18 protein-coding genes are annotated in these 14,365 nt (G+C 61.5%); 16 read left to right on the plus strand and 2 right to left on the minus strand.

Annotated features, from left to right (window positions below; all coding sequences use genetic code 11):
- Nucleotides 1–3 precede the first annotated feature (3 nt).
- From JI664_RS08050 to JI664_RS08070, 5 genes are read left to right on the plus strand one after another with little or no spacing between them, the layout of a single operon-like run.
- Nucleotides 4–597, plus strand: a complete 594-nt coding sequence (locus tag JI664_RS08050; RefSeq protein WP_207013203.1) for a methyltransferase family protein — start codon at nucleotides 4–6, stop codon at nucleotides 595–597.
- Between the two features lies 1 nt (nucleotide 598).
- Nucleotides 599–1,222: a methyltransferase family protein gene (locus JI664_RS08055; RefSeq protein WP_207013204.1), complete on the plus strand. Its 624-nt coding sequence runs from the start codon at nucleotides 599–601 to the stop codon at nucleotides 1,220–1,222.
- The gene (gene lspA / locus JI664_RS08060; protein WP_207013205.1) at nucleotides 1,219–1,704 is read left to right on the plus strand and encodes a signal peptidase II; all 486 of its coding nucleotides are present in this window, start codon (nucleotides 1,219–1,221) and stop codon (nucleotides 1,702–1,704) included. Before JI664_RS08055 ends, lspA begins: the two co-directional genes overlap by 4 nt.
- Nucleotides 1,691–2,128: a disulfide bond formation protein B gene (locus tag JI664_RS08065; RefSeq protein WP_207013206.1), complete on the plus strand. Its 438-nt coding sequence runs from the start codon at nucleotides 1,691–1,693 to the stop codon at nucleotides 2,126–2,128. Before lspA ends, JI664_RS08065 begins: the two co-directional genes overlap by 14 nt.
- Nucleotides 2,125–2,784 (plus strand): DsbA family protein, encoded by a 660-nt coding sequence (locus tag JI664_RS08070; RefSeq protein ID WP_127110169.1) that lies wholly within the window; start codon nucleotides 2,125–2,127, stop codon nucleotides 2,782–2,784. Before JI664_RS08065 ends, JI664_RS08070 begins: the two co-directional genes overlap by 4 nt.
- A 7-nt stretch (nucleotides 2,785–2,791) precedes the next feature.
- Here JI664_RS08070 and mntR read toward each other — a convergent pair whose 3' ends face one another.
- Nucleotides 2,792–3,250, minus strand: coding sequence for a manganese-binding transcriptional regulator MntR (gene mntR, locus JI664_RS08075; protein ID WP_127110167.1), 459 nt, complete (start codon nucleotides 3,248–3,250; stop codon nucleotides 2,792–2,794).
- Nucleotides 3,251–3,366: 116 nt separating this feature from the next.
- Here mntR and JI664_RS08080 point away from each other — a divergent pair, with 116 nt between their 5' ends.
- From JI664_RS08080 to JI664_RS08105, 6 genes are all read left to right on the plus strand, one after another.
- Entirely contained in the window at nucleotides 3,367–4,575 is a 1,209-nt protein-coding gene (locus tag JI664_RS08080) for a multicopper oxidase domain-containing protein (RefSeq protein WP_286173957.1), read from the plus strand.
- Nucleotides 4,572–5,753 (plus strand): metal transporter, encoded by a 1,182-nt coding sequence (locus tag JI664_RS08085; RefSeq protein ID WP_127110165.1) that lies wholly within the window; start codon nucleotides 4,572–4,574, stop codon nucleotides 5,751–5,753. Before JI664_RS08080 ends, JI664_RS08085 begins: the two co-directional genes overlap by 4 nt.
- Before the next feature lie 191 nt (nucleotides 5,754–5,944).
- Nucleotides 5,945–6,550: an SCO family protein gene (locus tag JI664_RS08090; RefSeq protein WP_246022527.1), complete on the plus strand. Its 606-nt coding sequence runs from the start codon at nucleotides 5,945–5,947 to the stop codon at nucleotides 6,548–6,550.
- Nucleotides 6,551–6,636: 86 nt separating this feature from the next.
- Nucleotides 6,637–7,029 (plus strand): copper chaperone PCu(A)C, encoded by a 393-nt coding sequence (locus JI664_RS08095; RefSeq protein WP_286173958.1) that lies wholly within the window; start codon nucleotides 6,637–6,639, stop codon nucleotides 7,027–7,029.
- Nucleotides 7,008–7,610 (plus strand): SCO family protein, encoded by a 603-nt coding sequence (locus tag JI664_RS08100; RefSeq protein ID WP_207013208.1) that lies wholly within the window; start codon nucleotides 7,008–7,010, stop codon nucleotides 7,608–7,610. The genes JI664_RS08095 and JI664_RS08100 overlap by 22 nt, the downstream gene beginning before the upstream one ends.
- A 56-nt stretch (nucleotides 7,611–7,666) precedes the next feature.
- A complete protein-coding gene (locus tag JI664_RS08105; RefSeq protein ID WP_207013209.1) occupies nucleotides 7,667–8,146 on the plus strand; it encodes a DUF411 domain-containing protein in 480 nt (159 codons plus the stop codon).
- A gap of 748 nt (nucleotides 8,147–8,894) precedes the next feature.
- Here JI664_RS08105 and JI664_RS08110 read toward each other — a convergent pair.
- The gene (locus JI664_RS08110; protein WP_207013210.1) at nucleotides 8,895–9,644 is read right to left on the minus strand and encodes a GntR family transcriptional regulator; all 750 of its coding nucleotides are present in this window, start codon (nucleotides 9,642–9,644) and stop codon (nucleotides 8,895–8,897) included.
- A 177-nt stretch (nucleotides 9,645–9,821) separates the two neighbouring features.
- On the opposite strand from JI664_RS08110, the gene JI664_RS08115 reads away from it, so the two are divergent.
- The 5 genes from JI664_RS08115 to JI664_RS08135 are packed head-to-tail and all read left to right on the plus strand — an operon-like array spanning nucleotide 9,822 to nucleotide 14,346.
- Nucleotides 9,822–10,943, plus strand: a complete 1,122-nt coding sequence (locus JI664_RS08115) for a cupin domain-containing protein (protein ID WP_207013211.1) — start codon at nucleotides 9,822–9,824, stop codon at nucleotides 10,941–10,943.
- Between the two features lie 24 nt (nucleotides 10,944–10,967).
- Nucleotides 10,968–11,894: a fumarylacetoacetate hydrolase family protein gene (locus JI664_RS08120; RefSeq protein ID WP_207013212.1), complete on the plus strand. Its 927-nt coding sequence runs from the start codon at nucleotides 10,968–10,970 to the stop codon at nucleotides 11,892–11,894.
- 1 nt (nucleotide 11,895) lies between these two features.
- Entirely contained in the window at nucleotides 11,896–12,765 is an 870-nt protein-coding gene (locus JI664_RS08125; RefSeq protein ID WP_207013213.1) for an alpha/beta hydrolase, read from the plus strand.
- Nucleotides 12,762–13,730, plus strand: a complete 969-nt coding sequence (locus JI664_RS08130; RefSeq protein WP_207013214.1) for a carbon-nitrogen hydrolase family protein — start codon at nucleotides 12,762–12,764, stop codon at nucleotides 13,728–13,730. The genes JI664_RS08125 and JI664_RS08130 overlap by 4 nt, the downstream gene beginning before the upstream one ends.
- Nucleotides 13,720–14,346: a flavin reductase family protein gene (locus JI664_RS08135; protein ID WP_207013215.1), complete on the plus strand. Its 627-nt coding sequence runs from the start codon at nucleotides 13,720–13,722 to the stop codon at nucleotides 14,344–14,346. Before JI664_RS08130 ends, JI664_RS08135 begins: the two co-directional genes overlap by 11 nt.
- Nucleotides 14,347–14,365: the final 19 nt, after the last annotated feature.

Raw genomic sequence — 14,365 nt, forward strand, 5'->3', positions numbered from 1 at the left:
GAGATGCTGCAATTGCCAACGGAACTGGAATGGATTCCCTTCGTTGCAGGCGCCTATTTGCTGGTGCGTTCGGTTCGCGCAATGCTTGATCCCACCGCGCAATTGTGGCCCCCAAAGAACCGCAATGGCCCTGTATACGCGAAGTTCATCTGGCCGTTCAGGATCTTGTTTTGGGGCCTGATCGTTGTCTCGCTGCTGGTCATTCCAGAGGTCGCGCCTAGCCCCGGCATGCCAGGCTTCTGGATCGGTATTGTCCTGCTGATCCTCGGATTTGGGATCGCGGTGCATGCGACTCTGCAACTTGGCTGGAGCGTAGCCTTTGGCCAGGACGGGGCATTGCAAGAAGGCGGTTGGTTTCGGTTCAGTCGTAACCCCGTCTATGTCGCTACCTGGATGGGTCTCGCCGGTTGGGCAATCTTGTTGCCCAAAGCCCCGATTATGGCGGCCCTCGCCGTCTGGGCCGGGTTTTACATTTTCGCTGTTTTTCTCGAGGAGCGCGCTCTCGAGCGCAGCCACGGCGCCGAATTCGCCGCCTATAAATTAAGAACCGCGCGTTTTCTCGGATGGCCGCGCGTGGACGAAAGACAAGGATCCTGACATGAACACTTGGTTTGGCTGGGCGGCGCTTGCTGTTCTGCTCGCATATCTTGCGCTTTTCTACTGGGGCACTTATCGCGCAGCCAAGGCCGCTGGAAAGCCGGTCTGGCTCATCGGACAGTCTGGTGGTCACGACCGACTAGCCGCTCTGGGTTACCGTGCTGCCTTCTCCATGGCCCTCTTTGGACCGCTCGTCTGGATGACCCTACCTCTGTTGCAAAGACTAGACCCGCTTTGGACGGAAGGCCGCTTTCCTGTGCTCGGCACTCTGGGTATCACTCTCGCGGGTAGCGGTGGCCTGATTGCTGTGGTGGCACAGCTTTCGATGGGTGCCTCTTGGCGTGTGGGTGTCAAAGAAGGTGCAACCGGAGATCTCGTGTCAGGTGGTATCTTCAAGTTCAGCCGCAACCCGACCTTTGTCGGACAATTCTTACTGCTAATCGGTGTTGCCTTGGCTATCCCATCACTGCCAACGGCCGTGGCACCGCTGCTCTTTATCCGGTTGGCCTCTGCACAGGTCCGATCCGAAGAAACCGCACTGCGCGCGGCGATCGGGTCCGAATACGATGCCTATATGAGGTCCGTACCGCGATGGATCGGGCTGCCCCGAAAGGAGGCATCATGAAAACGCCCCTGATGCTGTTTGTGATCGCCGTCGCTGCGGTTGCCGATCAGGTGACTAAGGCTCTTGCATTGTCGCTGCTTTCGGCTGGCATGCCCTTTTCGATTCTACCCGGCTTCAACCTCACGCTTAGCTTCAACGAAGGAGCGAGCTTCGGCATGTTGTCGGGCGTCATGTCTGGCAAGCCCTTGGTCATGGCCGGACTGACGGGCGTGTTGACGCTGGGTTTGGCTGTTGTGGCGTTTCGGTCGCGGCATCCCTTGGAGCGCGCGGGTTTTGCGCTGATCGTCGGCGGGTCGCTTGGCAATATCATTGACCGGGTGCGACAGGGGGCAGTGACCGACTTCCTTGATTTCTATTGGCGAGACTGGCACTGGCCGACGTTCAACCTTGCAGATATCGCAATTTTTCTGGGCGCAATGTGCATCATCGCAACGGCCGTCCCCTTACGCAGCCGAAAGGGATCCGCCGATGGCCAAACCTGAATCACAGGCACTTTCATGCGAAGACATTCTCCTCCTTGCCGCGTTTCTGATCGCGCTTGCAGCCACACTGGGTGCGCTGTTCATTGGCGAGGTGATGGGCCAGATGCCCTGTACCCTGTGCTGGTATCAGCGCATCGCGATGTTTCCACTTGTGCCGATCCTTGGTTTGTCGATGTGGCGCGGCGACGGCGTAGCACGACCTTACGCCGTACCGATGACGCTCGCAGGTCTTGCATTGGCGGGGTGGCACGCGGGTCTTTATCTCGGGATCGTGCCCGAGGCGATCGTTCCCTGCACAACAGATGGACCATCCTGCAGTGGCCCGTCGCAGATGATATTCGGGCTACCCATCCCTTATCTGTCGTTGGCTGCTTTTGCCGCGATTCTTACTTGCTTACTTGTACCGAAAGGAAATCAGACATGAATCGTCGTACTGTGTTGTTGGGGGCGTCGGCAATTGGGGCAGCAGCCTTTGGTGGCGGCTATGTATTCTTGTCTCGCCGACGCGAGGCCGAAGCTGAGGCCGCTGCTGCGGCCATCCCCCGTGCTGACCCGGCGCTTTTGATTCGCGCCTATTCGCCGAGTTTTGGACCGGTGGATGCACCGGTCACGCTGGTGGAGTTTTTCGATCCGTCCTGTGAAGCCTGCCGCGCTTATCATCCGGTTGTCCAAGGAATCCGGCGACAGTTCCCGACGCAAGTACGGGTTGTATTGCGCTATACCATATTCCACGAGGGGTCGGATGAGGCGGTACGCATCCTCGAGGCCGCGCGGATGCAGGACGTTTTTGAACCCGTTCTGGATGCCTTGCTGGAGCAACAGCCGAACTGGGCCGTGCATGGCACGCCGAGGATGGATGTGGCTTGGAACATCGCGGGGGCTGCTGGCCTTGTTCTCCAGCGCGCGCAAAACGATCGGCTCTTTCCGGGAATCACTGGGACAATCAATCAAGACACAGCCGATGTCGAAGCATTGGGAATTCGCCAGACACCAACGTTCTACCTCGACGGACGGCGGATCGAGAATTTGAGTCGCGACAGCTTGATCGCCGAAGTCCGTCTCGCGGTCGAAAACGCCTGATCGGCGCTTAGGACCGGTCTGCAAAGTCAGCGAATAGGGCAAGCGTCCGTTCGCTGACGTGGTGCTCGATGCCTTCGGCATCGCGTTCCGCCGTCTCTGGGTCAAGTCCGAGGCTCAGGAGAAACCGCAGGACAATCTCGTGGCGGTGCCTGCATTCCTTGGCGAGCGCCCGGCCTTCCTCGGTCAAAAAGACTGAGCGGTATTTGGCGCGGGTTATCAGGCCGTCCCGGGCCAGACGGCCAAGAGTTTTCGCGACCGTCGGCGCGGTCACACCCATTCGGGTCGCGATATCGACCGGCCTGGCCTCGCCGTTGTCGTGGATCAGTTCGGCGATCAGTTCGACATAGTCTTCCGCCACTTCGCTGCGACGCGCCTCGCGCACGCCGATGAATGCCTCTACGCGGGCTTCAACGGCACGTGCCTCGACTTCTTGTGGTGCTGTTTCAAGGTTCTGATCATTCGTCATGTCGTCACCCTCGCATGATCGGGATTGACTCGTAAAGTCTTAGCCTTGATTATTAGCCTAAGCTAACTTTTTGCACCAGGGCTTTGGCCTGCGTTTCACCTGAAGGGACCACGCCTATGTCAATCGATACCGGGAAGTGGGCGCGCGATACATCGCCCGCCGTGGAGAAAACGCGACCCACAGCGCCACCTGTCATAGGTGCGGAGCCAGTTTCGGCGTCGCGACGTGCGCTGTTGGTCGGCGGTTTGGCGGCTGCCAGCGGGGCAGCCGTGGCCGCGAGCCGCGCACAACCACAGGCGACGCAGGGCCCAATGGCGGGGCATGCCATGTCCGGCGGGGCGCCCGATCCGTATTCGGCCCATAGCAGTGGCATGGCGCACGGCAATATGACGATGGTCGGCCGCGTCGATCACGACCGGAACGGGTTCGACCCGATTTCCATGTTGACCGATTGGGATACTGGCCGCACCGAAATCCTTCCGGATGGCCGCACGTTGCGTACCTTCGAGGTCGAAGCCATCGACATGGAAATCGAGATCGCTCCCGGCGTGTTCTTTCCCGCCTGGACGTTCAACGGTCGCGTGCCCGGCCCCGCGCTGCGCGCAAAGGAAGGTGAGCGGCTGCGGATCATCTTTCGTAACCTCGGTTCACACCCACATTCCATGCACTTTCACGGCATTCATTCGGCGAGAATGGACGGAATTCAAGGCGCTGGATTGATCGACCCGGGCGAGGAGTTTGTCTACGAATTCGATGCCAAGCCCTTCGGCTGTCATCTTTATCATTGCCACGCACTGCCGCTGAAACGGCATATGCACAAGGGCATGTACGGCCTGTTCGTGGTCGACCCCGATCCGGCCCGCCACCCCGAACACGCGTCTATTGCGGCGTCGCGCGTTCTCGGCAGTCCAGAAAACGCCGAGTGGCAGGAACTGGCAATGGTGATGAATGGCTTCGACACCAATTTCGATGGCGCCAACGAGGTCTATGCCGTCAACACGGTCGGTCAAGCTTACATGAACGAGCCGATCCGGATCGACAAGTCGCGCCCGGTACGCATCTATCTCATGAACGCGACCGAGTTCGACCCGATCAACTCGTTCCACCTGCACGGTAATTTCTTCGACTATTACGACACTGGCACCCAACTTACGCCCACCCTGCGTACGGTCGATGTGATCATGCAATGTCAGGCGCAACGCGGCATCCTCGAGTTCAGCTTCGCCGACCACGAGGATGGGCTGTACATGTTCCATGCCCACCAGGCCGAGTTTACCGAACTTGGTTGGATGGGCTTTTTCGACGTCCAGGAGGCGGGGGCATGACCGACCAAAGCCAAACCCGCCGCCCGCCACTGATCCGGCTGCTTCTGGTTCTCGTGCCACTGGCCGCCATGCTGGGTGCCTTTGTCTGGATTGCCTCGCTCGATCCCCTGCGCGGTTTTAACAACGGCGCTCCGCCGGTCGAGGCGTTGACGGTCGAACGGGCGATCCTAGACGGGTCGGGAATATCGCTCAAAGTGCGTGCTGGCGGATCGGATGCAATGGTGGTCGCGCAGGTTGCCGTGGATGATGCCTATTGGAGCTTCACGCAGGAACCGGCGGGGCCGATAGCCCGGGGCGACGCAGTCTGGTTGCGAATTCCCTATCCGTGGGTTCTTGGCGAGGCCCATCATGTCAACTTGTTGTCCAACTCCGGTGCGACCTTCGGGCACGAGATCGAGGTCGCTGTGTCGACGCCAAGTGCCACCTGGGGGCAACTTCGGCTCCAGGCGGTGATCGGGGCGATCGTCGGCCTTCTGCCAGTGGCGCTTGGCTTGATGTTCTATCCAGCCATGAAGGGAGTCGGTCGGCGCGGGATGAACTTTCTGCTGGCTCTGACGGTCGGGTTGCTGGCTTTCCTACTGATAGACACTATTTCCGAGGCGCTGGAGCTTTCTACAGAAGCGGCTGCGATTTTCCAGGGCTCCGCAATGGTCTGGCTGGCGGCGCTGGCAAGCTTTCTCTTGCTGATGGCGATAGGGCGTTGGCGCGGCAATCCGGAAGGCATCGCACTTGCGTTCTACATCGCCCTCGGCATCGGGCTTCACAACTTTGGCGAAGGGTTGGCGATTGGCGGTGCATTCGCCGCCGGATCGGCCGGGCTTGGCACCTTCCTTGTCCTCGGCTTTGCCCTGCACAATGTCACCGAGGGCATCGGCATCGCCGCCCCGATGCTTCGGGCCCGGCCTGCGCTCTGGACCTTCGCGGCCCTGACTCTGCTCGCCGGTGGCCCGGCGATCCTTGGAATGTGGGCGGGCAGCCTTGCCTACGCACCGCAATGGTCCGCGCTGGCGCTGGCCGTCGGGGCAGGTGCAATCTTGCAAGTCATGGTCGAAGTCAGCGCCTATCTTGTGCGACAGAACGCTGACAGGCAGGCGACGTTGATGTCACCGGCCGTCCTTGGAGGGTTCTTGGGTGGGGTCGCTTTCATGTACGCCACGGCAGCATTGATCAAGATTTGAGCCGGAGGTCGGTTGTCTCGGACTTAGGGGGCGGTCGACCGGCACCAGAAATCGGCCTGCGCGTCTACGGAGAGACCAAGATTTTCGCTGCCCCTATTTGGGCAGCCAAGTGGCTCATTCTTTCGTGAATTCGAAATGATGGGCTTGAAGCTAAAGCTGCTAGAGGGTTTAGGCCGAACAAGATACTTGGAATGTACAATCGAATGCGACTGACATATTTGCAGAAAATCCTCTGGGCTGCCGCCGCATTGGCCTCGCTGGCTTTTGGGGCTTGGCAGTTTGCGGGCGCCCGCGCGCCATCGGGCGTCGATGAAGCGCCCTTCCGCCCAACCTTTGCCCTTCCGGACGCGGAAGGGCAAATGCGAACGCCTGCCGACTTTGCGGGCAAATATCTTTTGGTGTTCTTCGGCTTCACCAATTGCCCGGACGTGTGCCCGACGACGCTTGCCGAAGTCGCACAGATCATGGACGACTTGGGTGCTCAATCCGTTGAGGTGCAACCTTTGTTCATCTCAATTGATCCTGAACGGGACCGGGCGCTTGGCCTTGCCGAATTCACTGCGGCATTCCATCCGTCCATCATCGGATTGGCCGGGGAAGGCGCGCAGACACGTGCGGCGGCCAACAGCTTCCACATATTTTTCGAACGTGAGGACGACGTCACAGCGCCGGACGGCTATTCCATGTCTCACAGTCCCGCGCTCTACCTGATCGGTCCGGACGGCGACTGGCTGCGCCAGTTCACGTACGGAACCCCCGCTGCAGAAATCCTTGACGACCTACAATCGAGATTGTGAAACCCATGAAACTACTAGTCTTTACTGCGCTAATTCTGACTTTGGCGTCGCCTACCTTGGCATGCGAGACCGTCACATCCGGCGAGATGGCCATCGAAAACGCTTGGTCTCGCGCGACAATCGGCGCCAACCGCCCCGCTGTGTTCTATGTGGCGATTACCAATGCCGGGAGTTCCGATGACGCCCTTATCGGGATCGCGACCCCCGCGGCCAGCATGCCGATGCTGCACCAAACCGTGGTTAACGAAGGCATAGCCTCTATGCCGCATGCCATGTCCATTCCCATTGCCGCAGGTCAGTCTGTTCAACTCGCGCCCGGTGGCTACCATGGGATGCTGATGGGTCTGACGGAGGCGCTGAAAGTAGGCGGCAATTTCCCCATGACCCTGACGTTTCAGAACGCCGGCGACGTCACGATCAATGTCGAGGTGCTGTCTATCCGAGCGGAGGGGCCAGATTGCGAAACCGACGGGCAGTAATCCTTGGCCTTGGCGGCGTGGCGGGCGCAATAGCGTTCACGCTCGGCCTTGGTTGGTGGCGAACCCGCAACCGCAGCCAGTCGGGCGCAGATCTGTTGCCATTGCCCATTGCAGATATGTCTTTCAGTTTGACCGACCAACGCGGCAACATGGTGCGCCCGGAGGACTGGATCGGGCGGCCGACGATGGTGTTCTTTGGTTTTACCTGGTGCCCGGACGTATGCCCGACCACGTTGAGCGATATCTCTGGCTGGCTGGAAGAGCTTGGCACCGATGCCGACCGGCTGAATGTTGCGATGATCACCGTCGATCCAGAGCGAGACGCGCCGGAGGTGCTTGGCGACTACCTGTCGCCTTTCGATCCCCGCATTATCGGCCTTACCGGCACTCTGGACGAGATTGAACGCGCGGCATCAGGCTTTCGCGCCCGGTTCGAAAAGTTGGCCCGCGATGACGACTACACCATGAACCACACGGCCGGGGTTTTTCTTTTCCGGTCGGACGGTGAGTTTGCGAGCATCATCGATTATCATGAGGACCGGCGTTTCGCGGTGCCGAAGATTCGTAGAGCGATAGGCTGATGATTTGACCGTAACCGAACAAAATATCACCGAAAACACGTGAACAGGAAAAAGTCATGACACACGCATACAAGCTTTCCCGCAGATCCATGATGTCGTCCAGCCTTGCCATGCTGGCAGCCTCGGCCGCGCCCGGTTGGGCTCAGGTTCCTGCAATCCATGTCGTCAAGGGAACCGGATGCGGATGCTGCAACGCCTGGGTCGCCTATCTGCGCGAAGAAGGATTCAGCGTCACCGACGAGGAACGCTACGGCGCTCTTTTGACGGCCTTCAAATCCGAAGTCGGCGTTCCGCCACGGATGATTTCCTGCCATACCGGCATGGTCGATGGCTATGTGCTCGAAGGGCACGTCCCAGCTACGGAGATCCGCCGCCTGCTCGAGGAGCGCCCCGATGTCATTGGGCTTGCCGTGCCAGGAATGCCGTATGGGTCACCCGGGATGGGGCCGGAAGAGGAGCGCGAAGCCTACGAAGTGCTCCTCATCAACTATGACGGGACTGGTGAGGTGTTCGCCAATTACGAGCAGTTGGGATGACTGCGCTCATCGACCGTCAATAATAGGTCTCAATGTACACCTTCGAGCAATCGTAGGCGACCGCCGCTGGGTAGGCCAATTGCTGATGAAATTGAGCGAAGTCAAAAGCCGCGTCGCGACGGGGATATCGGTGTCGAGCGAAGTCTCGATCAACGCCCCGATCATCTTCTAGACTGGGCGAACGCCGATCTAGCCTTTGTTCGGCGGGCCCGGAAGGGTCGGGGTGAAGTGTTGGCGACAGGATTGCTAGCCCCCGATTGGTGAGCGTCGTTGCTCCTACGCCGCCAGACTGAAGATTCTCCATGTTGCTAACCGCTGAGTAGCCGAACGGCAGGAAGACACGCACTGCGGTCATACTATGGGTGGGAATGCTGCACGATGCAGGGATGGCCGTTTTGGTGAAGCGGCATAGCCGTGATCCCGGATGAGGTGAACGACAGATCTGGGCCGGAAGCGATTAAGTTCATGAACCTGTTGATTGGCTTACATCAACGTCACATCAACCCGCGAGTGCCTGTTTCGCACCGAGTTTGCTGCCCAATTTCGCTGAAAGTAGACCGATCCGATCAAGGAAAACTGGCGAAATCAGAGGCTTACTGCGTAAGTTGTTGAATTTTCTAAGCAATTGGAATCGCTGCGATTTTGGCTCATAACCTGAAGGTCGTAGGTTCAAATTCTACCCCCGCAACCAAACAATCCATGGAAATCGACAAAACAAAAGCCCCGCAAATGCGGGGCTTTTGTCGTTTTAGGGTTCGGCCGAAGGCGGGGTTCTCAGCGCCCAGCGCCCAGCGCCGTCGGCGGAGCGGGCCATCCGGTCGGAATGGGCGAGGCTCAGAAGATCTGCGGTCAGGCGGTAATGCGCGGTCAGAAGCTCGACCGCGCGCGATGCATCGCGCGCCAGTGCGGCATCCGCGATTGCGCCATGTTCGTTCATCAGGTCGCGCGCGGGCGTCGAGGAAAGGTTGCTCAGGCTGGGCATTCGGTAGCGCACGGAACCGAGATACAGGTTATCGACGATCTGTTCGAGCCGACGCGAACCGCTGGCCGAGATCAGCGCTACGTGGAAATCGCGGTGGCGATCTTCAAGCGCGGCGAGACTATCGGGATCATCGGGATGGCTGCGCTCGTTCTGGCGGCCCAGCGCATGCAGGCTCGAGACGATGCGCGCTTCCCAATCGTCGTCTCCCCGCTCGATCGAGCGGCGCAGGGCCTCGGTCTCGACGAAGATCCGCGTCTCCATCGTGTCGCGCAGATCGTCCAGCGACAGCGGCGCCACGCGAAACCCCCGCATTGATTCGGATGTGACGAGGCCTTCGGCCGTGAGCCGCGTCAAAGCCTCGCGCAGCGGGGAAAACCCGATGCCGCTACGCTCTTGCAGCTGAGCCAGCCGCAATGGCTGTTCGGGCGCGTAAACGCCGCTGATGATCTCGTGCCGCAGCATGGAATAGGCCTGCTCGCCCAGCGACTTGGAAGACTTACTCGCCGTTCTGACCACGATGGGCCCCCTCTGCTCGGTCCTGCGCAACGCCCGCATTCTAACGGTCAACGCGGAAAGATGCCCATATTTTCGCCGCTTCAGAGAAAAATAGCAAGAATGACAAATTTTCGAAAATCTGTTGATTTTGTATGAGGCGTGGGTATGGTCCATGACAGGACGCGATTGGAGGATCCGATGAGCAAGCCAAGAGACAGCTACCGCGAAGACGTTGCCGGACGCGCGAATGTCGAGGATACGCCCGAGCTTCTCGCCTATTACGACGAGCTTGAAAGCTATGACGCGGGCGCGCTCTGGACGGTGGCCAACAAGATCGAACCGTGGGAGCCGCAGAGCAGCTCGCAGCCGGTCTTGTGGCGGTTCAAGGATCTGCGCGATCACGTGCTGCGCTCGGTCGATCTGGTGACGCCCGAAAAGGCAGGGCGGCGGGTGATCTATCTGAACAATCCCGGGCGCACCGATGTCGCAGCGGCGGTCGGCTGGATCTATGCGGGCCTGCAGGTGATGCATCCCGGCGAGCAGGCCAGCGCGCACCGTCATTCCGCCAGCGCGATCCGTTTCATCATGGAGGGCACGGGCGCCTATACCGTGGTCGACGGCCACAAGATGACGCTGGGCCACAATGATTTCGTGCTGACGCCGAACGGTACCTGGCACGAGCATGCGGTGTCGTCGGACGGCTCGCCCTGTATCTGGCAGGACGGGCTGGATATCCCCTTCGTCAACGCGATGGAGGCGAATTTCTACGAGGTTCATCCGGACCTGACGCAGGCCGTCGCTTATCCGGTTGATGACATGACGAAGACCTGGGGCAATCCGGGCCTGACCCCGCGCGGCGGCGACTGGGCCAAGGGCTACAGCCCGATGTTCAAATACGAATGGGCGCCGACCTACGAGGCACTGTCGAAGCTCGCCAGCTGCTCGGACGGATCGCCCTTCGACGGGATCCTGATGGATTACGTCAACCCGGTCACCAATGGGCCGGTGATGCAAACGCTGGGCGCCAGCATGCAGATGCTGCGTCCGGGCGAACGGACCAAGGCCCACCGGCACACCGGCAGCTATCTGTACCACGTCGCCAAGGGCAGCGGCCATTCGATCATCAACGGCAAGCGGTTCGACTGGAACGAGCACGACATCTTCTGCGTCCCGTCTTGGGCATGGCACGAACATGCCAATGCCTCGGATCGCGACGACGCGGTGCTGTTCTGCCTGAACGACCTGCCGGTCATGCGGGCCATGGGCCTCTATCGCGAACAGGCTTTTGGCGAGAATGACGGCCATCAGCCCATCCTCTGACGCGCTTACTTCAAGGAAAGACTAATGAAACTCGTAACGTATCGCAGCGGTGTCGAAGCCGCGGCGCGGCTGGGGCTGTGCCAAGGGGATCAGGTGATCGACGTGGCCGCGCTGGCCGAAGCGCAGGGGGAAAGCCTGCCCGACACGATGCTGGGGCTGATCGACGCCGGACAGGCGGGGCTGAACGCGCTGCGGGCTCTGATGGCTCGCGTGGGCGACGCCTTGCCCGCCGGCACTGCCACCGCGCTGGCCAATGTCACCCTGCTGGCGCCGATCCCGCGCCCACGCAAGAACGTGTTCGGCATCGGCCTGAACTATACCGAACACGTGGCCGAAAGCGCCAAGACGCTCGACACCAATCCCGACCTTCCGCGCGAGCCGGTGGTGTTTTCCAAACCTCCGACCAGCGTGATCGGCCCGGGCGAGCCGATCCTGCACGACAGCAGCATGACCAAGCAACTGGACTGGGAGGTCGAGCTGGCCGCGATCATCGGCACCCGCGCCAAGCGCGTGAGCCGGGCCGAGGCGCTGCAGCATGTCTTCGGCTATTCGGTGATGATCGACGTTTCGGCGCGTGACAACCGCCGGGCCGGGCAGTGGATCTTTTCCAAGGGCATGGACAGCTATGCGCCCTTCGGGCCCTGCATCGTCACCGCCGACGAAATCCCTGATCCTCATGCGCTGGATCTGTGGCTGACCGTGAATGGCGTCGAAAAGCAGCGGTCGAGCACCGCGAAGATGCTGTTCAAGGTCGATGAACTGATCGCCGATATCAGCCGCGGCATCACGCTTGAGCCCGGTGACATCATCGCCACCGGCACGCCCGAGGGCGTCGGCGCGGGCCGCGATCCGCAGGAATGGATGTGGCCGGGCGATGTTATCGTGGCCTGTGTCGAAGGTGTGGGCACCCTGCGCCATCCTGTCGTCGACAGCACCCCGTCGGGTTCCTGAGATGAGCGCGACGCCCGCCCCAAAGGTCGATCCGCATCTTGATCGCGACTACGATGCGCGCGGTTCGGTGGCCTCGTTCGAGGACGAATACGCTTCGCTCGTCAGATTGAGCGAGGCCGCGCGCCGCGACATCCCGGTGCTGCGCGATCTGGTGTTCGATCCATCCTCGGGGATGGCGCTAGACCTTTACGGCGCGGCGCCGGGACGGCCGGTCATGTTGTGGATCCATGGCGGGTACTGGCGGGCAGGGAACAAGGCCGATAACGGCTTTGCCGCGCCGGGGCTGGTGGCGCACGGGGTCGCGGTGGCGGTGATGGATTATTCCCTGTCGCCCGACGTCCCCCTCTCTGAAATCGTGCGGCAGGTCCGACAGGCCGTGGTCTGGCTTGCACAGAACGGCGCGGCGCAAGGGCTCGACACCCGGCGCATCCATGTCGGCGGTTCATCGGCGGGCGGACATCTGGCGGCGATGACGCTGTCCACGGGCTGGCAGACCGAAGCCGGTCTCGATGCCGGGCGGCTGGGGGCGGTGCTGGCCCTGAGCGGGCTCTATGACCTTGAGCCGCTCTTACACACCAAGGTGAACGGGTGGCTCGGCCTGACCGCCGACAACGCACGGGATCTGTCGCCGATCCATCATCTGCCCGCCGCGCCGGGGGCTCCGATCCTGCTGTCGGTCGGCGGCAAAGAGACCGATGCTTTCCGCGATCAGACCGCGCGGTTCGAAACCGCGCTCGCCGCAGCGGGGCATGACGTTCAGCCTGTCGCAATGCCCGGGCACAACCATTTCGACATCACCGGCACGCTCGCCGACCCCGACGGGGCGCTGACCCGGGCGATGGCCGCAGCGATCAGGGAGATCACACCATGAGCGCGACAGGAACTGCCCCCTTCACCGTGGCAGTGGCGCAGATCGCCTCGGTCCCCACGGATACCGGGGCGAGCATTCGCAAGGTGGCGGACACGGTGCGCGAAGCGGCTGCCGAGGGGGCGCGCCTCATCGTCTTTCCCGAGGCGGTGATCGGCGGCTATCCCAAGGGCGCCAGCTTTGGTGCGCCGATCGGTGTTCGTAAACCCGAGGGTCGCGACGCCTTCGCGCAGTATTACGCGGCCTCGGTGGATCTGGCGGGCGACGCGCTGGACCCGCTGATCGATGCCTGCGCGGAAACCGGGATGGTCGCGGTGGTGGGGATCATCGAACGCGGCGGCGCGACGCTTTATTGCACGGTCGTCTATCTCGACGGCGCCAAGGGGATCGTCGGCAAGCATCGCAAGCTGATGCCGACGGCGGGCGAGCGGCTGATCTGGGGCTTTGGCGACGGCTCGACGCTTGAGGCCGTGACGACCGATCTGGGCGTCGTGGGCGCGGTGATCTGCTGGGAAAACTACATGCCCGCGCTTCGGATGCACATGTTCGATCAGGGCGTCACGCTCTATTGCGCGCCGACGGCCGATGACCGCGACACGTGGCTTTCCTCGATGCGCCACATCGCGCTCGAAGGCCGCTGCTACGTGCTGACCGCCTGCCAGCACATCACCCGCGCCGCCTATGGCGAGGCGCATGAAAGCGCTCTCGGCGACGCACCCGAAACGGTGATGATGCGGGGCGGATCGGCCATCGTCTCGCCCTTGGGCGAGGTTCTGGCGGGGCCGGATTTCGACGGCGAGACGGTGCTTTACGCGCAGGTGAACCCCGCCGAAGTGGCGCGCGGGAAGTTCGATTTCGACGTCACAGGCCATTACGCCCGCCCCGATGTCTTCGCCCTGCGGGTCAATATCGCTGCGCAGAAGGCCGTGACGGCGACGCCGTGGGGGGAGCGTGACGATGCGGTATGATCTGACGCCCGATACCCGCGCGATGGGATACAAGCTGCTGACCGCGACGGTGACGCCCCGGCCCATCGCGTGGGTGACCAGCGTGTCGTCCGACGGCATCGTCAACGCCGCGCCCTACAGCTTCTTCAACGTGATGGGAGACGCCCCGCCGGTGGTCGCGCTGGGGATCATGGGCAAGCCCGACGGCGCGCCCAAGGACACCGCGCGCAACATTCGGGAAACGCGCGACTTCGTGGTCAACCTTGTCAGCCGCGATCTGGCCGAGGCGATGAACCTGACCTGCATCGACGCGCCGCCCGGGGTGAGCGAGATCGATCTGGCCGGGCTCGAAACCCTTCCCGGCGTGCATGTCGCGGCCCCTCGGATCGCTCCGGCGCCGGTGTCGATCGAATGCGTGTTGCAGCAGGTCGTGGATACCGGCCCCGCGCAGCACCTGATCATCGGCGAGGTCAAGGCGATCCATATCGCCGATTCCTGTCTGCTCAACACTGAGCGCGGCCATGTCGATACGCCCGCGCTCAAGCTGATCGCCCGGATGCACGGTGCGGGCTGGTACGCCCATGCGCCGCAGATGTTCGAACTGGAACGCCCGGTCTACGCCGACCGGCAAAACTGACATCCAACAGAGAAGGAAG

The organism is Rhodobacter sp. NTK016B, from assembly GCF_017303295.1.
In the GTDB taxonomy this organism is placed as follows: Bacteria; Pseudomonadota; Alphaproteobacteria; order Rhodobacterales; family Rhodobacteraceae; genus Pararhodobacter.